Raw genomic sequence first — 23,057 nt, forward strand, 5'->3', positions numbered from 1 at the left:
AGTATGTTCCCCCGCACACGATGTCTTGGGGGGAGTTCCATGAAAGCGTTTCTCGGGCTGGGCAAGCTCGTGACCCTGGTGTTCTGGGGCGCGGTGCTGGTCAATCTGCTGCATCCGTTCGCCTATCCGCTGAACTGGCTGTTGTCGATAGCCGGCGGCCTGATCCTGTTGATCCACCTGATCGAGATTCTCGTCCTCGGAGGACGCCTGAAAGCGCGCGCGCATCCCTGGCTGGATCGTCTCCAGGTCTTGCTGTTCGGGGTCTTCCACATGCTTGCGTTGCCGGCGTTGAGCCCGGCCAGCGAGTTACCGCAGGACAAGGAGGACGATCATGCGTAAGGCCATGCTCGGATTGTTCCTGGTCGTTCCCCTGGCCTGGGCTGGCGCCGTGTTTTCGGCCGAGGCGCCGCCGGCACGCCAGCAGGGTATCGGCGGAACCGTGAAGGTGCAGGCGAACTCGGTGATGCGCCTGCCCAAGCGGGCCCAGGAGCTGCGCCTGCGCAGAGTGGAGATCGGCGAGGATGCCGCCCTGCTGATTCCGCTGGAGGTCAGCGTCCTGCGCATCGAGGAACTGCACATGGCGAAGAACGCCCGGATCGGCGTGGCGCCAGGCGAGGAGCGAATCAGCATCGAAGTCGTCAGCGGCCGCCTGGCCGATGGCAGCATCATTTCCGCGCCCGGCGCGACCGGCACCTTCCGGCAAAGCGCCGGTAACGGCCGCGACCTGACCTTGCGCCTGCAGGCGGTGGAGGTGGAAAGCCTGCTGCTGGACGCCCGCGGTGGCGTCGGCGCTCCAGGCTACGATGGCCTGGACGGGGCTTCCGGCAAGGCCTCCGGCTGCCTCTGGGGCAGCGCGCTGAAAGGTGGCGACGGCCAATCCGGAAGCGACGGCGGTCCGGGCGGGGCGGGCGGTCGGATTCGTCTGGAAGTGCCGGGCGATTTTCCTCTGGAGCGCTTGCAAACCCGTCTGCAAGGCGGCGTCGGCGGCGCTGGAGGCAAGGCCGGCAAACCGGGTGCGGCGGATAACGCCACCGGTTGCTGGATCTACTCGGTGGATGCCGGTCGTGCGGGGCGCAGCGGAGAGGACGGCGCGAACGGCACCAACGGCAGCGACGGCAGCCTGGACGTCGTGCGCTTCTGAGGAGAGGCCGGCAGCACGGCTTCCGGCGCCTCGCCGGTTCAGAGGCTCGGGCGTGCCGCTACCAGGGCTATCAGCAACAGGCCGAGGAGCAGGTTGAAGCCGACGGTGCGGCGGATCTTCCCCAGCGCCTGCCCGCCTGCCGGCCAGTCCTGGGCCTGCACCGCGCGGCGCAGTTCCGGCACTTGCAGCGCCTGCACCCGCAGGAACAGTGCCAGCATGGCGACGTAGAGCCCCATCATTACCTGTACGTAGCGCGGCGCGCCGGCGAAACCGTTGAAGCTCAGGTGCAGCATGCCGACGCCGCTGATCGGCAGCAGGATCACCGCAGCCCAGACCCAATGGAAGAAACGGCGGAACACCTCCAGCCACAGGCCCAGGCGGGCTGGGGCCTCCAGCGCGGCGACGGCCGCCGGACGAAGAATCGTCCAGGCGAAGAACATGCCTCCGACCCAGACCAGGGCGGCCAGGACATGCAGGGCGTAGACGAGGGCGTAGGGGGTCATTCGGCGATCTCCGCTGGCGGTTGTGACGAAGCGCGTTATCATAGCCGCCCTGTCGAACCACTGAAAATTTATCCAGCTATGGCGCGCCGGCGGATTCGTCTTCCGCTGCGCGCCGGGCCCAGGAATTCCATGCTCAGCGCCGAACTCAAGTCCCAGATCCAGGGTGCCTACACCCGCTTTCTCGAAGCCAAGGAGCTGAAGCCTCGCTATGGCCAGCGCCTGATGATCGCCGAAGTGGCCAAGGCCCTCGGCGCGATCAAGGAGGACGAGGAGGGGCACCGCGAGGGCGAGCCGGCGGTGGTCGCGGTGGAGGCCGGAACCGGTACCGGCAAGACCGTGGCCTACAGCCTGGCGGCGATCGCTTGCGCCAAGGCCAGTGGCAAGCGCCTGGTGATAGCCACCGCGACCGTCGCCCTGCAGGAGCAGATCGTCCACAAGGATCTCCCCGACCTGCTGCGCAACAGCGGGCTGGCCTTCAGCTTCGCCCTGGCCAAGGGCCGCGGGCGCTACCTGTGCCTGTCCAAGCTCGACGTGCTGCTGCAGGAAGGCCAGGCGCAAAGCGCGACGGCGCAACTGTTCGCCGACGACGGTTTCAACATCGACGTCGACGAGACCAGCAGCAAGCTGTTCAACCAGATGATCGAACGCCTGGCCGGCAACCGCTGGGACGGCGACCGCGACAGCTGGCCGGAGGCGATCGACGACGCGCATTGGGCGCAGCTCACCACCGATCACAGCCAGTGCACCAACCGACATTGCCCGAACTTCCAGCAGTGCGCCTTCTACAAGGCGCGCGAAGGGATGACCAAGGTCGATGTGATCGTCACCAACCACGACCTGGTCCTGGCTGACCTGGCCCTGGGCGGTGGCGCCATCCTGCCCGATCCGCGCGAGACTCTCTACGTGTTCGACGAGGGCCATCACCTGCCGGACAAGGCGATTGGCCATTTCGCCCATTTCACCCGCCTGCGCGCTACCGCCGACTGGCTGGAGCAGATCGCCAAGAACCTCACCAAGCTGCTCGCCCAGCACCCGCTGCCGGGTGACCTCGGCAGCCTGATCGAACAGGTGCCGGAGCTGGCCCGGGAGATCAAGACCCAGCAGCAGTTCATGTTCACCGCCTGCGAAGAGATCGGCGATTTTCGCGCCGGCGAGGACATGGAAGGTCGCGAGCGGCCGCGTCACCGTTTCGTCGGCGGGGTGGTCCCCGAGCATATCCGCGAGATGGGCATCGAGCTGAAGAAAGGCTTCTCCAAGCTGACCGACCTGTTCACCCGTCTCACCGATATCCTCAAGGAGGCGATGGACGGCGAAGGCGCCGGCGGCATCGCCAGCCACCAGGCGGAGGAGTGGTACCCGCTGTTCGGTAGTCTTTTGGCGCGCGCCCAGGGCAACTGGGAACTGTGGACCGCATTCACCTGCGAGGACCCGCAGGACAGCCCGCCGATGGCGCGCTGGCTGACCCTCGCCGAGAGCGGCAGCTTCTACGACATCGAAGCCAACGCCAGCCCGATCCTCGCCGCCGAGACCCTGCGCCGCAACCTGTGGAACGTCGCCTATGGCGTGCTGGTGACCTCGGCGACCCTGACCGCGTTGGGCACCTTCGACCGCTATCGCATGCGCGCCGGCCTGCCGCGCAACGCGGTCACCGCGGTGGTGCCGAGCCCCTTCCATCATGCCGAGGCCGGGGTATTGCGGGTCCCCGACCTCAAGGCGGATCCGCGCAACGCCGCCGAGCACACCGCGGCGATCATTCGCGAGCTGCCGGAACTGGTGAAGGGCGCGCGCGGTAGCCTGGTGCTGTTCTCCTCACGCAAGCAGATGCAGGAGGTCTTCGACGGTCTCGACCGCGACTGGCGCAAGCGGGTGTTCATCCAGGGCAACCTGTCCAAGCAGGAAACCCTGAACAAGCACAAGTCGCGAGTCGACGACGGCGAGGACAGCGTGCTCTTCGGCCTCGCCAGCTTCGCCGAAGGCGTGGACCTGCCGGGGGCCTATTGCGAACACGTGGTGATCGCCAAGATTCCCTTCGCGGTACCCGACGACCCGGTGGAGGCGGCGCTGGCCGAGTGGATCGAGGCGCGCGGCGGCAATCCGTTCATGGAGATCGCCGTGCCAGACGCCTCGCTGCGGTTGGTCCAGGCCTGCGGGCGGCTGCTGCGCACCGAGCAGGACCGCGGCACCATCACCCTGCTGGATCGCCGCGTGGTCACCCAGCGCTACGGCAAGGCTATCCTCAATGCATTGCCGCCGTTCCGGCGGGAAATCGCCTGACGCGCTGATCTGCGCGGAGGGCGCCAGCCTTCACGTCCGAGCCGCATCGGGAAATTCCCGGCATTTGTCCATGCCGGGATGGAGTTAAGGAAAACAGGCTTCATGATCCGTTCGCGTTGGCATCTTCCCCTGCTTCTCGGCCTGCTCGCGGTGGCCGCGCCGCTGGCGGCGAACGACACCCAGCAGGTGCTGTTCAACTTCGTCAAGCCGATGGCCGTGGTCGGCATCACCCTGGAGGATGCCGACCTGCCCAGCGCGACGGCGGAGGCCACCCCGGAGGGCGACATTCTCCGTCGCGTCACCTTCAGCCCGGCGCAACGGCCCACCTTGCGCATGAGTCCGGCGCTGGGCCGTTGGGACTGGTCCGCAGCGGACTACGTGAGCCTGCGCATCCAGAACGCGATGAGCTGGGACATGACCCTGGAGGTCGCGATCGAGGGCGAGCAGGGCGCGCCGGGGCTGCAGGCATCCATCGAGCTACCGGCAGGCCCGCCGCAGACCCTGCTGGTGCCGTTGCGGGCGGTTTCGCCAGAGGCTCTGGGCATGCGTGCGGGGCCGCCGATGCCACAGATGGTCGAAGGCCAGCGGGTGCTGCTGGCGCCACGCGTGGAGGGCTCGCTGGACCGCGCCAGGGTCGGAGCGCTGAGCCTGTCCCTGCGCTCGCCGCAAGCTCCCCAGAGTATCCTGCTCGGACGTTTCGGCATACGCACAGGGAGGGCGGTGGAGCGGAGCATCCTGACCGGCCTGATCGATCGCTATGGCCAGTACAGCCGCGCCGACTGGCCGGAAAAGATTCGTTCCGACGAACAGTTGCGCAGCGCCTATGCGGCCGAGGCCGCACAGCTCCGCGACTGGGAACGGCAGACACCGGCGCGCGACCGTTTCGGCGGCCTGCTGGGTGGGCCGGTGTTCGAAGCCAGCGGTTTCTTCCGCACGGAAAAACGTGGCGGGCGCTGGTGGCTGGTTACTCCGGAAGGACATCCGTTCTGGTCGCTGGGCGTTAATGCGGTGACCGCCGACGGCAGCCGGACCTACGTCGAAGGACGCGAGCCGATGTTCGCCGAACTGCCGGCGGAGGGTGAGCCGCTGGCCGCATTCTTCGGTGAGGGCGACGACCGCCGCGGCGTCGCCGCGCAGGCCGGGCGGCGCTTCGGGCATGGTCGCTGGTTCGATTTCCTCGGTGCCAATCGCCAGCGCATCGCTCCCCAGGCGAGTGCCGACCAGCTCGCCGGCGAATGGCGCCAGCGCACCCTGGAGCGCCTCTCGGCATGGGGTTTCAACAGCCTCGGCAACTGGAGCGATCCGGCGCTCGCCGCACAGACGCGGATGCCCTACAGCCTGCCGCTGTCGATCGCCGGCGACTACGCCACGGTCAGCAGCGGTTTCGACTGGTGGGGAGCCATGCCCGATCCCTTCGACCCGCGCTTCGCCATGGCCGCCGAGCGCGTCATCGCCATCGCTGCTCGCGACCACCGCGACGATCCCTGGCTGCTCGGCTACTACGCCGACAACGAACTGGCCTGGGCCGGGCGCGACGGCTCGGCCCAGGCGCGCTACGGCCTCGCTTTCGGAGCCTTGACGCTGTCCATGGACAGTCCGGCGAAGCGCGCCTTCGTCAAGCAATTGAAAGCCAAGTACCTGGGCCATGAGGCATTGGCCGAGGCCTGGGGCATCGAGCTGGCCGCCTGGGAGGCCCTGGAGGCGCCGGGCTACGCGGCTCCGCTGCCGGGCGAGGGGCATCCGGCCATCGCCGAGGACTACAGCGCCTTCCTCCGGCTGTATGCCGACGCTTACTTCAAGACCCTGCGCGACGCCCTGCAATGGCACGCACCGAACCACCTCCTGCTCGGCGGCCGCTTCGCCGTCAGCACTCCCGAGGCGATCACCTCCTGCGCCCGGTATTGCGACCTCCTCAGTTTCAACCTCTATACGCCGTTGCCCGGGCAGGGCCTGGACGACTCCCTGCTGGCGCGGCTGGACAAGCCGGTGCTGATCAGCGAGTTCCACTTCGGCTCGCGGGATCGCGGTCCGTTCTGGGGTGGTGTCAGCGAGGCGGCCAATGAGCGGGCGCGCGGCGACTCCTACCGAACGTTCCTGGAGGCGGCGCTGAAGAGTCCGTATATCGTCGGCGCCCACTGGTTCCAGTACCTCGACCAACCGGCCAGCGGGCGTCTGCTGGACGGCGAGAACGGCCATATAGGCCTGGTCGGGATCACGGGCTTGCCGTTCGCCGGCTTCGTCGACACGGTGCGCCGAAGCAACCTTGCCGCCCTGTCGCGACTGTCGGCGATGGCCAGGTCCATGCCTGCCGTCGAGCCTCTGCCGCCGCGCGAGGATTCAGCCGGTTCATGAGCGCGCATTCACCGCCGCCCGCTTGCGGCGAACCCCTCTTATGTCAGGGTTCACAAGGCCGCCGAGGGCTGGAAGAATGCCCCGACCACTTTCCCACCGGAACTTGCCCATGACGCCCCAAGGCCACTGTGACAGCCGTTTCGCCCCGCTTGCCGAGGCCTTCGCCCGGCTTTTCGACAATCCGCAGGAGCGCGGCGCGGCGTTGTGCCTGGAGGTCGGTGGCGAGACGGTGGTCGACCTCTGGGGCGGCGTCGCGGACAAGGACGGCGAGCAGCCCTGGCAGCGCGACACCATCCTCAATCTGTTCTCCTGCACCAAGACCTTCACCGCCGTTGCCGTGCTGCAACTGGTGGCCGAGGGCAAGCTCGAACTGGACGCGCCGGTGGCACACTACTGGCCCGAGTTCGCCGCGGCCGGCAAGGCAGCGATCAGCGTGCGCCAGTTGCTCTGCCATCGCGCCGGCCTGCCGGCGCTGCGCGAGCAGATGCCGCCCGAGGCACTCTACGACTGGCAGGCGATGACCACGGCACTGGCCGCCGAGGAGCCCTGGTGGACGCCTGGCGAAGCGCACGGCTATGCACCGATTACCTATGGCTGGCTGCTCGGCGAGGTGATCCGCCGGGTCGACGGCCGCGAGCCGGGCGAGGCCATCGTGGCGCGCACCGCGGCACCGCTGGGCCTGGATTTCCATGTCGGCCTGGACGACAGCCAGTTCGGCCGCGTCGCCCACATGGCACGGAGCAAGGGCAGCCTCGGCGACGCTGCCGCCCAGCGCATGCTGAAGACCATGATGAGCGAGCCATTGGCGCTGACCACCCGTGCCTTCACCAATCCGCCGTCGATCCTCACCAGCACCAACAAGCCGGAATGGCGACGCATGCAGCAGCCGGCCGCCAATGGCCATGGCAACGCGCGCGCGCTCGCCGGCTTCTATAGCGGCCTGTTGCAGGGACGTTTGCTGGAAGATGAACTGCTGGGCCAGTTGGCCCACGAACACGCGGTAGGCGAGGATCGGACCTTGCTGACCCGGACCCGCTTCGGCCTCGGCACCATGCTCGACCAACCGGGCGTGGCCAATGCGACCTACGGACTCGGCCCCAAGGCCTTCGGCCACCCTGGGGCGGGTGGCTCGATCGGCTTCGCCGATCCCGAGCGCGACCTGGCTTTTTCCTTTGTCAGCAACGCCTTGGGGCCGTATGTGCTGATGGATCCGCGGGCGCAGCAGCTGGCGCGTGTCGCGGGGGAGTGTCTGTAATCCGTTGGTTAACTTTTAACCGCTTGTCGGCTCGACGCTAAATTTCATTGCCAAATAATGGCTTAGCGACACAATCTAAAGCGTCGTATGAGATAGGGCGTTGCCGGGGCAGTGGATCGACTCCGGCATCGCTGCGATGTGACCGGCGGTTGAGCCGAATGTTCCATCGGGCTCGCCTTCTTTCACTTCCAACGGACCCCGACGTATGAAACTGCTTAAGACCTCGACGCTTCTTCTCTGCATGACCGCCTCCGGCTGCAGCTATTTCCAGACCCAGGACGCTTCCTCGCAGCCAGCCAAGGCTCCGGCCGAGCAGGCTTCCAGCCATTCATGGTGGCCGTTCGGCAAGGACGACGGACAGACCGTCGCCAAGCAGGCCACGGAACAGAAGGCCGAAGCCGAGCATGTCGGCTCCAGCCACTGGTGGTGGCCGTTCGGCAAGGACGAAGGCGGTCGGGACGTAGCCGCCAAGGCTGCGGAGCAGAAGGCCGAGATCGCCGCGGCGAAGAAAGAAGTCGCCGCCGCAGCCGAGCCGAAGGCCGCCAACCCCTGGTGGTGGCCGTTCGGCGCCAGCTCGGCGAGCAAGGCGTCGGGCAAGCCGGCACTGGTCCAGCAGAAGGTCACCAAGGAGTGGCTGGATGCCCATGAGAAAGCCCTGCGCGAAGCGATCGCCGGTAGCGAGTTCACCCTCGAACGCCGCGACAACGCATTGATCGTCATCGCCCCCGCCGACTACTCGTTCAATCCCAAGCGCCACACCATGCTGATGCCGATCACCCTCAACCCGCTGGGCAAGGTCGCCAAGATGGCCCAGGCCGATCCGCAGAGCGGTATCCTGGTACTCGGCCATACCGACAGCACCGGCAGCAAGGCGGTCAACGACAAGCTGAGCTTCGAGCGTGCCCAGTCGGTGGCGGCGATCTTCCGCCTCAGCGGCCTGAAAGGCGACCAATTGCGCCTGAAGGGGGTCGGTTCCGACATGCCGCGCGCGGACAACGCCAGCGCTGCCGGCCGCGCCCAGAACCGTCGCGTCGAAGTGCTCTATACCCAGCGCGCCAGCCTGCTGTCCCTGGCCCAGGGCAACTGAGCCGAACCGGGGCAGGGCGCTTGGCGCCATTGTCCCGGATCAAGCGCGAGGCGGAGTCTGCGGTTAAGCTATGGCGCATTTCCCCCTGGAGATGCGCCATGACCCAGTCCCTGGCCGATATGCGCCGCGAGTACACCCGCGATGGCCTCAGCGAGGCCAACGCCCCTAGCGATCCCTTCAGCCTGTTCCGCCAGTGGTTCGACGACGCGGTGAAGACCGAGCGCCTGCCGGTCGAACCCAACGCCATGACCCTGGCCACCGTCGACGCCGACGGCTATCCGCATTGCCGTATCCTCCTGCTCAAGGGCCTCGACGAGCGCGGCTTCACCTTCTTCACCAACTACGAAAGCGCCAAGGGCCGGCAACTGGCGGCCAATCCGCGGGCGGCCATGACCTTCTTCTGGCCGGCTCTGGAGCGCCAGGTGCGCATCGAAGGCAGCGTCGAGAAGGTCACTCCCGAGGAATCCGACGCCTACTACCAGGTGCGTCCGCTGGGCAGTCGCCTGGGCGCCTGGGCCTCGCCGCAGAGCCGGGTCATCGCCGATCGCGCCGAGCTGGAACGGCTGCTCGCGGACACCGAGCGGCGTTTCGCCGACCAGCCGCCGAGCTGTCCCGAGCACTGGGGCGGCTACCGTCTCCTGCCGCAGCGCATCGAGTTCTGGCAGGGGCGGCCGAGCCGCCTGCACGACCGTCTCGACTATCGACGCCAGGACGGCGGCTGGCGGCGCGAACGCCTGGCGCCCTGAATCCTCCATGTTCGAACTGGATTCGACGCTGGCGCAGCACATCGTCGATCGGGCGATGGCGATCCTGCCGCACAACATCAATGTGATGGATGCCCAGGGCATGATCATCGGCAGCGGCGATCCATCGCGCCTGCATACCCGCCACGAAGGGGCGCAACTGGTGCTGGCCAACCGGCGGGTGGTGGAAATCGACGAGCAGGCCGCCGCCTGCCTGCGCGGGGTGCGGCCAGGGGTGAACCTGCCGTTGCTGCACGCCGAGCGGCTGGTCGGCGTGCTCGGCATCACCGGCGCGCCGGAGGTGGTCCGGCCCTATGCCGAGCTGGTGCGGATGGCAGCGGAAATGCTCATGGAACAGCGCCAGATGCAGGACGAGCGACACTGGCAACGCCAGCGTCACGAAGCCTGGCTGCGCCAGTTGCTCGATCCCGGCCACGGCCTCGGGGCGCTGGCGGCCGATGCCGAACACCTGGGGCTGGCCATGCACTGGCCGCGCCAGGCGGTCTTCCTGGAGCTGCCCGAGCATGCCGATCCGCTGCCTTGCCAGGCTCGCCTGCTGGCGGCACTCGGCGGCCGGGCGGAGCACTGGAGCGCGGCGCTGGGCGAGCGCCTGGTGTTCTGGTGCCGGCCGGTAGCCCACGCAGATACGCTCGAGCACTGGCTGGAGCGCGCCGACGCGCGCGGCTGGGGCGTGGCGCGCCTGTGTGCCGGCGACCCGGCGCATGACCTGGCCGAGCTGCGCGCCTCGGCCTGCGCCGCGCGCGACCTGCTGGACTATGCGCGCAGCCGGTTGCCCGGTCGGCGGGTCGTGACCCTGGACGGACACCGCCTCGCCAGCCTGCTGTTCAGCCAGCGCGACAGTTGGCAGGTGCGGCAGCTGCTGGCGCCCTTGCAGCGGTTGCTCGACCACGATCCGCAAGGTTCGCTGGCCGCTACCCTGGAGTCCTGGTGCGCCCATGACGGGCACGCCCAGGCCTGTGCCCAGGCGCTGGGGATCCATCGCAACAGCCTGCGCTACCGACTGGAGCGCATCGCTTCGATCAGCGGGCTCGATCTCGCTCGCCTGGAGCACCGCCAGCAATTGTTGCTGGGGCTGCAATTGCTCGTTCCGCGCCGCGGGTAACGGGCGGATCAATCGATTCACTGTGCAGTCGCACAAAATGTTCCCCTTCCAGCGCCGTCTTCCTCTGGCCGTTGCACAAGGCGTGTCCGGTCCCGACGGAGCGAAAATGACCCGCCCCTGGGCGCCCATCCCACACCCATAACAACAAGGAGGCGGCTCATGACCCTGGTCCTGATCCTGCTGGCGTTGATCGCCTTTATCGTCCTGTCCACCACGCGACTCAAGCTGCACCCGTTCCTCGCCCTGCTGGCGGCCGCGCTGATCGCCGGCTTCGCCTACCAGGTACCCACGGCGGAAATCGTCAAGACCGTTACCGGCGGCTTCGGCAGCATCCTCGGCTACATCGGCATCGTCATCGTGCTCGGCACCATCATCGGGGTGATCCTCGAGCGCAGCGGTGCGGCGATCACCATGGCGGAAAGCGTGATCCGCCTGCTCGGCGAACGCTTCCCGACCCTGACCATGTCGATCATCGGCTACCTGGTGTCGATCCCGGTGTTCTGCGATTCCGGCTTCGTCATCCTCAACTCGCTGAAGAACGCCCTGGCGGCGCGGATGAAGATATCCACCATCGCCATGAGCGTGGCCCTGGCCACCGGTCTCTACGCCACCCACACCTTCGTGCCGCCGACCCCGGGACCGATCGCCGCGGCCGGCAACCTCGGCCTGGACGCCAGCCTTGGCCTGGTGATCGCGGTCGGCCTGGTGGTCGCCTTCGTCACCGCGATGGCCGGCATGTGGTGGGCCAATCGCTTCGTCGGCAAGGACATTCCCCTGGTCGACGACGGCCAGGTCGTCCAGACCGAAGAGGATTTCAGCGAGCTGCGTGCCCGCTACGGCAAGCTGCCCAGCGCGACCCAGGCGTTCGCGCCGATCTTCGTACCGATCCTGTTGATCTGCCTTGGCTCGGTCGCGGTATTCCCGAGCAAGCCGCTGGGCGAGGGCGTACTGTTCGCCTGCCTGAACTTCCTTGGTCAACCGGTGATCGCCCTGCTGGTCGGCCTGGCCCTGGCCTGCACCCTGCTCAAGGGCCAGAGCAAGCGCGAGGAATTCCATGAGCGCGTGGTGGAAGGCATCCAGTCGGCCGCGCCGATCCTGCTGATCACCGGCGCCGGCGGCGCCTTCGGTGCGATGCTGAAGATCACTCCGCTCGGCGACTACCTGGGCAGCACCCTGTCAGCGTTGGGCATCGGCCTGTTCATGCCGTTCGTGGTGGCGGCCGCGCTGAAGACCGCACAGGGCTCGACCACCGTGGCGCTGGTCACCACCTCGGCGCTGGTCGCTCCGCTGCTGCCGCAGCTCGGCCTGGACAGCGAGATGGGCCGGGTGCTGACGGTCATGGCGATCGGTGCCGGAGCGATGACGGTGTCCCACGCCAATGACAGCTTCTTCTGGGTGGTCACACAGTTCAGCCGCATGACCGTATCCACTGCCTATCGCGCCCAGACCCTGGCGACCCTGGTCCAGGGTATCGCCGGTATGCTCGCGGTATGGCTGCTCAGCCTTGTGCTGCTCTGATTGAAGCGGGGCCGGGGACTCCCGGCCCTGCGAGGTGACTGATGAAAATCGTGATTGCTCCTGATTCGTTCAAGGAAAGCCTGTCCGCGCCCGACGTCGCCGAGGCTATCGCCCGCGGCTGGCGGCGAGTCTTCCCGCAGGCCGAGGTGTTGCTGCGGCCACTGGCGGACGGCGGCGAAGGCACGGTCGATGCGGTACTCGCCGCCACCGCCGGCGAACGTCGCGAATGCCGTGTCGAAGGCCCGCTCGGTGAGCCGACCCTGGCGCACTGGGGCTGGCTGGACGACGCCACCGCAGTGATCGAAATGGCTTCCGCCAGCGGCTTGCACCTGGTCCCGCGCGACCGCCGCGACGCCACGCGCAGCAGCAGCCGTGGCACTGGCGAGCTGATCCGTGCGGCGCTGGACGCCGGGGCGCGGAAGATTATCCTCGGCCTCGGCGGCAGCGCTACCAACGATGCCGGCGCCGGCCTGCTGGGCGCGCTCGGCGTGCGTTTCCTGGCTGCCGACGGCGAGGAACTGGCGCCCGGCGGCGCCGCGCTGGCTGGCCTGCACAGTCTCGACCTGGGCGGGCTGGATCCGCGCCTGGTGGATGTCGCGGTGGAAGTCGCCGCAGACGTCGACAACCCGCTATGCGGGCCGCGCGGCGCGTCGGCGGTGTTCGGTCCGCAGAAGGGCGCCAGCGCCGAACAGGTGGCGCAACTGGATGCCGCCCTGGCGCACTTCGCCAAGGTGGTCGCGGCGACCCTTGGCGAGGACTTCAGCCGGGTGCCGGGCGTCGGCGCCGCCGGCGGCCTGGGTTTCGCCGCGAGGGCATTCCTCCGCGCGCGTTTCCGCCCAGGCATCGAACTGGTGGCGGAGCTGGCCGGGCTGGCCGATGCGCTGGTCGGTGCCGACCTGGTGCTGACCGGCGAGGGCCGTCTGGATGCGCAGAGCCTGCACGGCAAGACCCCGGTGGGCGTGGCGCGGATCGCGCGCCAGGCCGGCGTTCCCGTGGTAGCCCTGGCCGGCAGCCTGGGCGACGGCTACCAGCGCCTGCACGACGCCGGCATCGATGCGGCGTTCAGCCTGGCGCCGGGACCGATCAGCCTGGAGCAGGCCTGTGCCGGAGCGGCGGCGGAACTGGAGGCGCGCGCCGAGCAGATCGCCCGGCTCTGGCGCCTGGCTCAGGCTTCGCGGGAAGGGTAGTCGGCGGCGGCGCGCTCCAGCCAGGCCGGCAGGTCGCGCCGCTTCACCTTGCTGGCCTTGGCCTCGGCCAGTCGCTGTAACAGATAGTCACGCTTTTGCGGGTCGTCGCCGGCGAATGACAGCGCCAGGTCGCGGTCCATCCAGCGGCGGATGCGCCAGTAGATCCACCAGTGGAAATACAGGCCGGCGGCGGTGGTGACGACGATGATGAAATAGTCCATGGCTGTTCCTTCTGCGGGCGCTCACCCTAGCCGATCGGTCCCGCCGATGAAAGCGGGAGGGTTCGGTCGAAACTGAACGAACCTGTACCATTGCTGAATCGATTCGATTATCTCGCGCCGGCCAGGTGACAGGAGCGGCTGCGGGAGAGTCTAATATTCGTCAGTTATCCCTTTCGGAGATGCCGTTATGCGCAAGTCTGCCTTGATCGTTGCTTCCTTCACCGCCATGGCCCTGGCTCTTGGCGGCTGCCAATCCAGCCTCACCGGCGATACCTACAGCCGTGAGGAAGCCCGTACCGTGCAGACTGTACGCATGGGCACCATCCAGGCCTTGCGCCCGGTCAAGATCGAAGGCACCAAGACCCCGATCGGTTCCATCGCCGGTGCCGGCGTCGGCGGTGTCGCCGGCAGCGCGGTGGGCGGCGGCAAGGGCAGCTACGTCGCGGCCATCATCGGCGCGGTCGCTGGCGGCCTGCTGGGCGCGGCTACCGAAGAAGGCCTGACGCGCACCCAGGGCGTCGAGATCACCGTGCGCGAAGACGACGGCAGCACCCGCGCCTATGTCCAGCAGGTCGACCAGGGCCAGATCTTCCGCGTCGGCGAGCGCGTGCGCATCCTGACCGTCAACGGCACCAGCCGCGTCGCCCACTGATTCTTCCCACGTTATCCCGCGGCCGGCATTTCGCCGGCCGTTTTCGTTGTAGCGCCGAACCACTGCCGGCGTTGTCTTGCTAAGCTTCAAGTCGTTGCCGTTGCAGAGTTTTTTTCGGCTTTCCGGCAGTCGGAACGCCTGAATTTTGTAATAATTCAATCCATGACGTTCGTTCGATAGATTGCGATAATCGTAGTTCCGTCGCGCCGCGCCTGCCGGTGGCCGATGGGCTTCGAGCTGCTGGCGATCCGGCCGCGCACCGACAACCGCGGGGAAGCACCGCCGGCCAGGCATGCCGGGGGCTCCGCCATCGAAGAGGAGTAGCCCATGATTCTGGCGCTGATCATCGCGCTGCCGTTCATGGGGGCGTTGTTGCCCCTGCTTGCCGAGCGTGGCGGCCGCACCTTGTGCGCGGCGTCCGCCGGCGTGGCGCCGCTGATCGGCCTGATCCTGTTGCTCGGACAGCGCGGCACGGTGTTCGCCGGGCAGACCCTGACCGCCAGCTATTCCTGGCTGCCGGAAATCGGCATCAACCTCAGCTTGCGCCTGGACGGCCTCGGTTTCCTCTTCGCCCTGCTGATCCTCGGCATCGGCCTGCTGGTGATCCTCTACGCCCGCTACTACCTCTCCGAACAGGAGCCGATGGGGCGTTTCTTCGCTTTCCTGCTGCTGTTCATGGGCTCCATGCTCGGCGTGGTGCTCGCGGAAAATCTCTTGCTGATGATGCTCTTCTGGGAGCTGACCAGCCTGTCCTCGTTCCTGCTCATCGGCTTCTGGGGCAGCCGTTCCGACGCCCGCAAGGGTGCGAGGATGGCCCTGACCGTTACCGGAGGGGGCGGCCTGGCGCTGCTGGCCGGGGTGCTGCTGCTCGGCCACATCGCCGGCAGCTTCGAACTCACCGAGGTCCTCGCGGCTGGCGAGCTGATCCGCGCCCACGCTCTGTATCCGCTGGTGCTGATACTGATCCTGCTCGGCGTGTTCACCAAGTCGGCGCAGTTTCCCTTCCATTTCTGGCTGCCCCACGCGATGGCGGCGCCGACCCCGGTTTCCGCGTACCTGCACTCGGCGACCATGGTCAAGGCCGGCGTATTCCTGCTGGCCCGGCTGTATCCGGCGCTGGCCGGCACCGAGTGGTTCTTCTACCTGGTCAGCCTGAGCGGCCTGGTGACGCTGTTGCTGGGGGCCGGTATGGCACTGTTCCAGCATGACCTGAAGGGGCTGCTGGCCTACTCGACGATCAGCCACCTGGGCCTGATCACCCTGCTGTTCGGCCTCGACTCCCCGCTGTCGAACGTCGCCGCGGTGTTCCACATCATCAACCACGCGACCTTCAAGGCCTCGCTGTTCATGGCCGCCGGGATCATCGACCACGAGACCGGCAGCCGCGACATGCGCCTGATCAACGGGATGTGGAAGTACCTGCCGCATACCGCGGTGCTGGCCATCGTCGCCTCCCTGGCGATGGCCGGGGTGCCGCTGCTGAACGGCTTCCTCAGCAAGGAGATGTTCTTCGGCGAAACCCTCAGCCAGAACCTGCTGGGCAGCTTCAACTGGCTGGTGCCGGCGGTGGCGACCCTGGCCGGCGTGTTCTCGGTGGCCTATTCGCTGCGTTTCATCCACGACGTGTTCTTCAACGGCGAGCCGGCCCGGTTGCCGAAGTTCCCGCCCCACGAGCCGCCGCGCTACATGAAGGTACCGGTGGAGATCCTGGTGTTCCTCTGCCTGTTGGTCGGCATGCTGCCGGCCTACACCGTGGCGCCGCTGCTGGCCGCCGCCGCCAGTGCCAGCCTTGGCGGGCAACTGCCGGAATACAGCCTGGCGATCTGGCACGGTTTCAACCTGCCATTGCTGATGAGCGTGGTGGCGCTGGTTGGCGGTGTGCTGGTCTATGTCCTGCGCAAGCCGCTGTTCAACTGGTACGCCGGGTTACCGGAGGTGGACGCCAAGCTGGTCTTCGAGCAGCAGGTGCAACGTGTGGTGGCCCTGGCCGCGCGCCTGACCGCCTGGCTGGAGAACGGGTCACTGCAGCGCTACCTGGCCTGGCTGCTGGGCGCGGCGCTGGTCGTGGTGGCGGTCGAGCTGGCACCGCTGGCGAGGCTGACCGGCTCGCGCGGCCTGACCCCGCTGGACGGTATCACCGCCCTGGGCATGCTGGTGCTGGCCTTCAGCGGCCTGGCCACGGCGCTGTTCCATCGTATGCGCCTGGTCGCGCTATTGATCCTCAGCGTCGCCGGCCTGCTGGTGGCCCTGGCCTTCGCTCGCTTCTCGGCCCCGGACCTGGCGCTGACCCAGTTGTCGGTGGAAGTGGTGACCATGGTCCTGCTGATGCTGGCGCTGTATTTCCTGCCCTCGCGCACTCCGGCGGAGTCCTCCAGCCTGCGCGGCTTGCGCGACGTGGCGCTGGCCGGCGGGGTCGGCATGCTGGTGGCGCTGCTGGCCTACGCGGTGCTGACCCGGCCCTACGAGAGCATCGCCGGATTCTTCGTCGAGAACAGCGTCTCCGGGGGCGGCGGCTACAACGTGGTCAACGTCATCCTGGTGGACTTCCGTGGTTTCGATACCCTCGGCGAGATCAGCGTGCTGGCGATCGCCGGCGTCGGCATCTACGCGATGCTCGCCGGTTTCGCCCTGCACAAGCCGACCTGCGACCCGCAGGGTCGCAACTGGGCCCACGCCAAGCACCCGCTGATCCTGGAAACCCTGTCGCGGGTGCTGCTGCCGCTGGCGTTGCTGATCTCGGTGTTCATCTTCCTGCGCGGCCACAACCTGCCGGGCGGAGGTTTCATCGCCGGCCTGGTGACTGCCATCGCCCTGGTGCTGCAGTACATCGCCAGCGGCTCGCAGTGGGTCGAGCAGCGCCTACCGCTGAACTATGCGGCCATGGCTGGCGCCGGAGTGCTGATCGCCGGGCTCACCGGGCTCGGCAGCTGGCTGTTCGGCTATCCGTTCCTGACTTCCGCGTTCGGCCACTTCGAGTTGCCGCTGATCGGCGAGATCGAGCTGGCCACGGCGATGCTGTTCGACCTCGGCGTGTACCTCACCGTGGTCGGTGCCGCGCTGCTGATCCTGTCCTACCTCGGCAAGCTCAGCCTGATGCCTGAACCCGTCGCACAAGAGGAGGCGCTCTGATGGAAGCCCTGTTCGCCATCACCCTCGGCCTGCTCACCGCCAGCGGCGTCTACCTGCTGCTGCGGGCGAGGACTTTCCCGGTGGTGCTCGGTCTCACGCTGATCTCCTACGCGGTCAACCTGTTCCTGTTCGCCATGGGCCGACTCGGCGGCAGCGTCGCGGTGATCGGCACTCCCGGGGAGTATGGTGATCCGTTGCCGCAGGCGCTGGTGCTGACCGCCATCGTCATCGGCTTCGCCATGACCGCCTTTGTCGTTGTCCTGGCCCTGCGTGGCCTCGGTGACCTCGGCAGCGACCACGTAGATGGACGCCCGGACGAGGAGGAGCCGCGCCCATGAGCCATTGGCTGATCCTGCCGATCCTGCTCCCCCTGTTTGCCGGCAGCCTGCTGCTGTTGCCGCTGGCCGAGCGCTGGCAGCGCGGCCTGTCGTTGCTCGCGGCGCTGGCACTGATCCCCCTGAGCCTGCTGCTGATACGTACGGCCGCCAGCGGCGACCTGAGCGTCTATGCCTTGGGCAACTGGGCCGCGCCGTTCGGCATCGTGCTCATGCTCGATCGTCTCGCCGCCCTGATGCTGCTGGCCACCGCGGTGCTCGGCAGCGCCGCGCTGATCTACGCGCTGCGTGGCGACGACCGCCTGGGCAAGCATTTCCACGCGTTGTTCCAGTTCCAGCTGCTCGGTATCAACGGCGCCTTCCTGACCGGCGACCTGTTCAACCTGTTCGTGTTCTTCGAGATACTCCTGATCGCCTCCTACGCGTTGCTCCTGCATGGCGGCGGCGCGGAGCGGGTGCGCTCGGGCTTGCACTACGTGATCCTAAACCTGGTCGGCTCGGCGTTCTTCCTGATCGCCGTGGGTACCCTGTATGGCCTCACCGGCACCCTGAACATGGCCGACATGGCGCAGAAGATCGCCATGGCAGATGCCGAGCGCGCGCCGCTGCTGGCGGCAGCCGGGCTCCTGCTGCTGGTGGTGTTCGCCCTGAAGGCGGCGCTGTTGCCGCTGTACTTCTGGCTGCCGCGCGCCTATGCCGCGGCCAGCGCGCCGGTGGCGGCGCTGTTCGCGATCATGACCAAGGTCGGCATCTACTCGATCCTGCGGGTCTACACGCTGGTCTTCGGCGATGCCGCCGGCGAGCTGGCCAACCTGGCGCAGGCCTGGCTCTGGCCGCTGGCCCTGGCGACCCTCGGCCTGGGCGCGATCGGTGCCTTGGCGGCGCGGACCCTGCAAAGCCTGCTGGCCTACCTGGTGGTGGTCTCCGCCGGAACCCTCCTGGCTGGCGTGGCGTTGGGCAGCGAGCGGGCGCTGGCGGCGTCGCTGTACTACCTGCTGCACAGTACCTGGATCGCCGGTGGCCTGTTCCTGCTCGCCGACCTGGTCGCCCGCCAGCGCGGCGACAAGGCCGGCGACCTGGTCCAGGGCCCGGCGTTGCAGAATCCTCGGTTGCTCGGCGGGGCTTTCTTCATCGGCGCCATCGCCGTTGCCGGTCTGCCGCCATTGTCGGGGTTCTTCGGCAAGGTCATGCTTTTGCAGTCGGTCGCTCCCGGCAGCCAGGCGCTGGCCCTGTGGAGCGTGGTACTGGGCAGCGGCTTGGTGGCGCTGGTGGCGTTGAGCCGGGCCGGCAGCACGCTGTTCTGGCGCACCGGGCATACCGTGCTCGGTAGCGCCGAACTGGACCACGGCCGCTTGTTCGCCTGCATCCTGTTGCTCTCCGCCGGCCCGTTGCTGGTGTTCGCCGCGAAGCCGCTGCTGGCCTACGTCCAGGCCACCGCGGCGCAGTTGCACGACCTCGACCTGTATCGCCAGATCATCACCCGCGGAGGTGCCGCATGATCAGCCGTTCGTTGCCGCGTCCGCTTCTTCGCGTACTGCCTCATCCCGTGCTTAGTGTCCTGCTGTTGCTGGTCTGGTTGCTGCTGGTGGATTCCTTCGCCATCGGCCACTGGCTGCTCGGCGCCTTCCTCGGCGTGTGCATTCCGCTGCTGACCAACCGCCTGCTGGTCGGGCGCAGCCAGGAGTGGCATCCGTTGCTGCTGTTGAAGCTGCTGGTGCTGGTGATGTGGGACATCCTCGTCGCCAACATCCAGGTCGCCCGCCTGACCCTCGGACCGATCGAGCGCTTGCGTCCGGCCTTCGTCGAGGTGCCGATCGAGCTGGAGAACGACCTCGCCATCAGCGTGCTGGTGAGCATCGTCTCGCTGACCCCGGGGTCGGTGTCGTCGGACCTCAGCGACGACCGCAAGACCTTGCTGGTGCACGGCCTCGACGTGCCGGACAAGGCGGCGCTGATCGCCGAGATCAAGCAACGCTACGAAGCGCCGCTGAAGGAGATCTTCCCATGCTCGCTTACGTGATCCCGCTGTGCCTGGCGCTGCTCGGCCTGGCCCTGTTGCTGACCCTGGCGCGCCTGGTCAAGGGGCCGTGCCTGCCGGACCGGGCGCTGGCGCTGGACACCCTCTACGTGAACGCCATCGCCCTGCTGGTGCTGTACGGCATCTGGCGCGACAGCGACCTGTTCTTCGAGGCGGCGCTGCTGATCGCGGTGCTCGGCTTCGTCGGTACGGTGGCGGTGGCCAAATACATGCTGCGCGGAGACATCATCGAATGACTGGCGAACCCCTGAGCCTGTGGCTGGAAATCATCGTCTCGGCGTTCCTCCTGCTGGGCAGCGCCTTCGTCCTGATCGGCGCGATCGGCCTGTACCGCCTGCGGGACTTCTTCATGCGCCTGCACGGGCCGACCAAGGCCACCACCCTGGGGGTCGGCGGGGTGATCGTCGCCTCGCTGATCTATTTCTCCAACCGCCAGGCGGGCATCAGCCTGCACGAATTGCTGATCAGCCTGTTCCTCTTCATCAGCGCCCCGGTCAGTGCCTACATGCTGGCCAAGGCCGCTGTGCTGCAGCAGTTGCCGCTGGAGAAGAAGACTCGCGGCAAGCCCTGGGAGCAGTGAGGCCCGGCGCAACAGTTTTGCCCGCTTTCTGTGCCTGTCGGCGCAGCTAGCCGGCTGCCTATACTGGGAGTCCTTTTTCCGGCGCCGCGCGGCGCCCGTGGTGGAGATTCCCTTGACTCGGACGCGCTGGTTCGCCCTGGCCTGCCTGATCCTGGCGATGGCGCTGTGGGGCAGTTCGTACGTGGTGCTGAAGGTCGCTTTCCGCGAACTGCCGCCGCTCTGGGTGATCTTCGGTCGCATGGCCCTCGGCAGCCTGGTGTTCCTCGTTGCCTGGCGCTGGCGCGGACGCATCGACTACCGCCCGGGCGACTGGAAGTACCTGCTCGGCCTGGCCGTCTGCGAACCCTGCCTGTACTTCCTCTGCGAATCCTTCGCTCTGCAATACACCAGCGCGGCCCAGGCCGGGATGATCACCGCGCTGCTGCCGTTGCTGGTGGCGGTGGGGGCCTGGTTGCTGCTGCACGAACGGATCGGCCGGATGACCTGGATCGGCTTTGGCCTGGCGGTGCTCGGTTCGATCTGGCTGAGCCTCGCCGGCGAGCCCGACCTGCACGCGCCGCAGCCGCTGCTGGGCAATTTCTTCGAACTTCTCGCGATGCTCTGCGCCACCGGCTATACCCTGTTGCTGAAGCACCTTTCGGCGCGCTACTCGGCATTCGCCCTGACCGCCATGCAGGCCTTCGTCGGCACGCTGTTCTTCCTGCCGCTGGCGCTGGNCCGACCTGCCGAGCCAGCCCAGCGCGCTGGGGATCCAGGCGGTGGTGTATCTCGGCGTGGTGGTCACGGTGGGCGCCTACGGCCTGTACAACTTCGGCGTCGGTCGACTGCCGGCCAGCCAGGCATCGGGCTTCATCAACCTGATCCCGGTCTTCACCCTGGTATTCGCCGCGCTGTTCCTCGGCGAAACCCTCAACGGCCCGCAGATGCTCGCTGCCGGCCTGGTCTTCATCGGCGTCGCCATCAGCCAGTGGCGCAGCGCTCCGCCGCCGCCTCCGGCCGGCGTCCTGAACTGAAGGAGTTTCCATGACCGTCGACCACCGCCAATGGGCCCGCGAGGCGATCCGCATCATCGAAGCGGATTTCCAGCGCAGCGCCGATACCCATTTGATCCCCCTGGAGACTCCCGGCCTGCCTGGCGTCGAACTGTACTTCAAGGACGAGTCCAGCCACCCCACCGGCAGCCTCAAGCATCGCCTGGCGCGCTCGCTGTTCCTCTATGCGCTGTGCAACGGCTGGCTCAGGCCGGCCGCGCCGGTGATCGAGGCATCGAGCGGTTCCACGGCGATTTCCGAAGCCTATTTCGCACGCCTGCTGGGCCTGCCCTTCATCGCCGTGATGCCGGCCAGCACCTCGAAGGAAAAGATCGCCCAGATCGCCTTCTACGGCGGCCAGAGCCACCTGGTGGAGGACCCCACCCAGATCTACGCCGAGTCCGAACGCCTGGCGCGGGAGAGCGGTGGCCATTTCATGGACCAGTTCACCTATGCCGAGCGCGCCACCGACTGGCGGGCGAACAACAACATCGCCGAATCGATCTTCCAGCAGATGCGCCACGAGCCGTACCCGACCCCGACCTGGCTGATCTCCAGCCCCGGTACCGGCGGCACCCTGGCGACCCTCGGCCGCTACGTGCGCTATCGCCAGCACTGCACCCGGGTACTCTGCGCCGACGCCGAGCGTTCGGTGTTCTTCGACGCCTATGTCAGCGGCGACCGTGGCCTAACCCTGGATTGCGGTTCGCGGATCGAGGGCATCGGCCGGCCGCGGGTCGAGGCGTCCTTCCTGCCGGAAGTGATCGACGCGATGGTCAAGGTGCCGGACGCCTGGTCGCTGGCGGCCATGCATTACCTGGCCCGACGCCTGGGGCGGCGGGTCGGCGGCTCCAGCGGAACCAACCTGATCGGCGCCCTGGTGGCCGCACGGCAAATGGTCGCGGCCGGCGAGAAGGGTTCGCTGGTGGCGATTCTCTGCGACGGCGGCGAACGCTATGCGACCACCTATTACGATCCGGTCTGGCTGGCCAGGCAGGGCTATGCGCTGGAACCCCTGGTCGAGGCGCTGGCTGCCTGCATCGAGCGGGGCGTGGCGTTGCCCGACGGGCTGCTGGTGGCTGGACTTTGAAGGAGTGGATATGCACCGTTTGCGAGCTGCCGAAACCGGCGATATCGAGGCCATGACCGACCTGTTGCTGCGCCACGGGCCGAATCCCTGGAACCATTTGCCGGAGGAGGGGGTGCGTGCGCATCTGCGAGCCATCGCCGACGGCGAGGTACGTGCCGTCCTGGCCGAGCGCGACGATCGGCTGCTGGGGTTCGCCAGCTTCCGTCGCACCGAGGATTTCGCCCATTACCAGCCGCAGCGTGCCGATGCGCCGCGGGCCTACATCTGCGAGGCGGTAGTGCATCCGGCGGCGGCCGGCCAGGGGCTCGGCAGCGCGTTGCTGGAGGCGGTGCTGGCCCAACTGGCCGACGAAGGCATCGAGGACGTCTATATCGATCGTCACGAAGAGAACCTGGCGTCGGCGGGAATGATGCGCAAGGCCGGCTTCGTCGAGCTGGAAACCTACGCCGATCCGGCGCGGCGACCGAACGGCTCGGGGCGCTCGACAGTGTGCCATCGCAATCTTTCCCTCCAGCGCAGAGCCGTGCGATGAGTTTCATCCGCCTCAAGGTGCGCGCCGCCTTCATGGTCCACGGCTACGACGCGGACAACCGGGAAATCGTCGAGCAGATCGGCGAGGAACGCTTCGTCGAGAAACTGCTGCGCATCGAACGGATCCAGTCGATCAGCGAGAAATACCTGCTGGTCAGCGCCTCCCACGGGCGCGTCGCCTACTGGGAGTACGAGGGCGGCCTGACGGCGCTGCGGCGGCGCCTGGAGCAGGCCGGATTGCTCTTGTAGGGAAAGGGCCGTCGCGCG

22 protein-coding genes and 1 pseudogene are annotated in these 23,057 nt (G+C 67.6%); 21 read left to right on the top strand and 2 right to left on the bottom strand.

The genetic code is table 11. The features are described from left to right. Positions 1-39 precede the first annotated feature (39 nt). On the top strand, positions 40-339 hold the full coding sequence (locus tag ACTJJX_RS15385) for a DUF1145 domain-containing protein (protein WP_003082018.1): 300 nt from the start codon (positions 40-42) through the stop codon (positions 337-339). Continuing rightward, positions 332-1,141 (top strand): hypothetical protein, encoded by an 810-nt coding sequence (locus ACTJJX_RS15390; RefSeq protein WP_003112523.1) that lies wholly within the window; start codon positions 332-334, stop codon positions 1,139-1,141. The genes ACTJJX_RS15385 and ACTJJX_RS15390 overlap by 8 nt, the downstream gene beginning before the upstream one ends. A gap of 38 nt (positions 1,142-1,179) precedes the next feature. On the opposite strand, the gene ACTJJX_RS15395 is transcribed toward ACTJJX_RS15390, so the two are convergent. Beyond that, complete coding sequence (locus ACTJJX_RS15395) at positions 1,180-1,644, bottom strand: CopD family protein (protein WP_003082024.1); 465 nt, start codon at positions 1,642-1,644, stop codon at positions 1,180-1,182. 129 nt (positions 1,645-1,773) lie between these two features. Here ACTJJX_RS15395 and dinG point away from each other — a divergent pair, with 129 nt between their 5' ends. The 8 genes from dinG to ACTJJX_RS15435 all read left to right on the top strand — a co-directional run bounded on the left by dinG (position 1,774) and on the right by ACTJJX_RS15435 (position 13,183). Beyond that, positions 1,774-3,918 carry an ATP-dependent DNA helicase DinG gene (gene dinG, locus ACTJJX_RS15400; RefSeq protein ID WP_003158197.1) on the top strand — a complete coding sequence of 715 codons (2,145 nt, stop codon included), beginning with the start codon at positions 1,774-1,776 and terminating at the stop codon, positions 3,916-3,918. 78 nt (positions 3,919-3,996) lie between these two features. Then, positions 3,997-6,270 (top strand): beta-agarase, encoded by a 2,274-nt coding sequence (locus ACTJJX_RS15405; protein WP_016851902.1) that lies wholly within the window; start codon positions 3,997-3,999, stop codon positions 6,268-6,270. Between the two features lie 109 nt (positions 6,271-6,379). Further along, entirely contained in the window at positions 6,380-7,525 is a 1,146-nt protein-coding gene (locus ACTJJX_RS15410; protein ID WP_003112520.1) for an EstA family serine hydrolase, read from the top strand. 205 nt (positions 7,526-7,730) lie between these two features. After that, entirely contained in the window at positions 7,731-8,612 is an 882-nt protein-coding gene (locus tag ACTJJX_RS15415) for an OmpA family protein (protein ID WP_003082037.1), read from the top strand. A gap of 98 nt (positions 8,613-8,710) precedes the next feature. Then, on the top strand, positions 8,711-9,358 hold the full coding sequence (gene pdxH, locus ACTJJX_RS15420) for a pyridoxamine 5'-phosphate oxidase (RefSeq protein WP_003158199.1): 648 nt from the start codon (positions 8,711-8,713) through the stop codon (positions 9,356-9,358). Positions 9,359-9,365: 7 nt separating this feature from the next. Then, positions 9,366-10,478 carry a CdaR family transcriptional regulator gene (locus ACTJJX_RS15425; RefSeq protein ID WP_003112517.1) on the top strand — a complete coding sequence of 371 codons (1,113 nt, stop codon included), beginning with the start codon at positions 9,366-9,368 and terminating at the stop codon, positions 10,476-10,478. A gap of 159 nt (positions 10,479-10,637) precedes the next feature. Further along, positions 10,638-11,996, top strand: a complete 1,359-nt coding sequence (locus ACTJJX_RS15430) for a GntP family permease (RefSeq protein ID WP_015503357.1) — start codon at positions 10,638-10,640, stop codon at positions 11,994-11,996. A 41-nt stretch (positions 11,997-12,037) separates the two neighbouring features. Beyond that, positions 12,038-13,183, top strand: coding sequence for a glycerate kinase (locus tag ACTJJX_RS15435; protein WP_003082051.1), 1,146 nt, complete (start codon positions 12,038-12,040; stop codon positions 13,181-13,183). Here the strand turns inward: ACTJJX_RS15435 and ACTJJX_RS15440 are convergent. Further along, positions 13,162-13,404: a hypothetical protein gene (locus ACTJJX_RS15440; protein ID WP_003082053.1), complete on the bottom strand. Its 243-nt coding sequence runs from the start codon at positions 13,402-13,404 to the stop codon at positions 13,162-13,164. The two genes, ACTJJX_RS15435 and ACTJJX_RS15440, sit on opposite strands and share 22 nt — an antisense overlap. A 187-nt stretch (positions 13,405-13,591) precedes the next feature. Between ACTJJX_RS15440 and ACTJJX_RS15445 the strand changes: the two genes are divergently transcribed. From ACTJJX_RS15445 to ACTJJX_RS15495, 11 genes and pseudogenes are all read left to right on the top strand, one after another. After that, a complete protein-coding gene (locus ACTJJX_RS15445) occupies positions 13,592-14,056 on the top strand; it encodes a glycine zipper 2TM domain-containing protein (RefSeq protein ID WP_003082056.1) in 465 nt (154 codons plus the stop codon). 327 nt (positions 14,057-14,383) lie between these two features. Then, positions 14,384-17,185 carry a monovalent cation/H+ antiporter subunit A gene (locus tag ACTJJX_RS15450; protein ID WP_003082059.1) on the top strand — a complete coding sequence of 934 codons (2,802 nt, stop codon included), beginning with the start codon at positions 14,384-14,386 and terminating at the stop codon, positions 17,183-17,185. Next, entirely contained in the window at positions 17,185-17,523 is a 339-nt protein-coding gene (locus tag ACTJJX_RS15455; RefSeq protein WP_003082068.1) for a Na+/H+ antiporter subunit C, read from the top strand. Before ACTJJX_RS15450 ends, ACTJJX_RS15455 begins: the two co-directional genes overlap by 1 nt. Next, positions 17,520-19,019, top strand: a complete 1,500-nt coding sequence (locus ACTJJX_RS15460; RefSeq protein ID WP_003123177.1) for a monovalent cation/H+ antiporter subunit D — start codon at positions 17,520-17,522, stop codon at positions 19,017-19,019. Before ACTJJX_RS15455 ends, ACTJJX_RS15460 begins: the two co-directional genes overlap by 4 nt. Then, complete coding sequence (locus tag ACTJJX_RS15465; protein ID WP_003112515.1) at positions 19,016-19,540, top strand: Na+/H+ antiporter subunit E; 525 nt, start codon at positions 19,016-19,018, stop codon at positions 19,538-19,540. The genes ACTJJX_RS15460 and ACTJJX_RS15465 overlap by 4 nt, the downstream gene beginning before the upstream one ends. After that, on the top strand, positions 19,525-19,794 hold the full coding sequence (locus ACTJJX_RS15470) for a K+/H+ antiporter subunit F (RefSeq protein WP_003082079.1): 270 nt from the start codon (positions 19,525-19,527) through the stop codon (positions 19,792-19,794). The genes ACTJJX_RS15465 and ACTJJX_RS15470 overlap by 16 nt, the downstream gene beginning before the upstream one ends. After that, on the top strand, positions 19,791-20,138 hold the full coding sequence (locus ACTJJX_RS15475; RefSeq protein ID WP_016851900.1) for a Na+/H+ antiporter subunit G: 348 nt from the start codon (positions 19,791-19,793) through the stop codon (positions 20,136-20,138). Before ACTJJX_RS15470 ends, ACTJJX_RS15475 begins: the two co-directional genes overlap by 4 nt. 112 nt (positions 20,139-20,250) lie before the next feature. Further along, positions 20,251-21,151: pseudogene (locus tag ACTJJX_RS15480) on the top strand (DMT family transporter). Between the two features lie 10 nt (positions 21,152-21,161). Continuing rightward, positions 21,162-22,259, top strand: coding sequence for a PLP-dependent cysteine synthase family protein (locus tag ACTJJX_RS15485; RefSeq protein WP_003112514.1), 1,098 nt, complete (start codon positions 21,162-21,164; stop codon positions 22,257-22,259). 10 nt (positions 22,260-22,269) lie between these two features. Beyond that, positions 22,270-22,791, top strand: a complete 522-nt coding sequence (locus tag ACTJJX_RS15490; RefSeq protein ID WP_003082093.1) for a GNAT family N-acetyltransferase — start codon at positions 22,270-22,272, stop codon at positions 22,789-22,791. Further along, positions 22,788-23,039: a hypothetical protein gene (locus ACTJJX_RS15495; RefSeq protein ID WP_003082096.1), complete on the top strand. Its 252-nt coding sequence runs from the start codon at positions 22,788-22,790 to the stop codon at positions 23,037-23,039. Before ACTJJX_RS15490 ends, ACTJJX_RS15495 begins: the two co-directional genes overlap by 4 nt. The last annotated feature ends 18 nt before the right edge of the window (positions 23,040-23,057 follow it).

The sequence above is a fragment of the Pseudomonas sp. 22490 genome (assembly GCF_052044465.1).
Lineage (GTDB): Bacteria > Pseudomonadota > Gammaproteobacteria > Pseudomonadales > Pseudomonadaceae > Pseudomonas > Pseudomonas aeruginosa.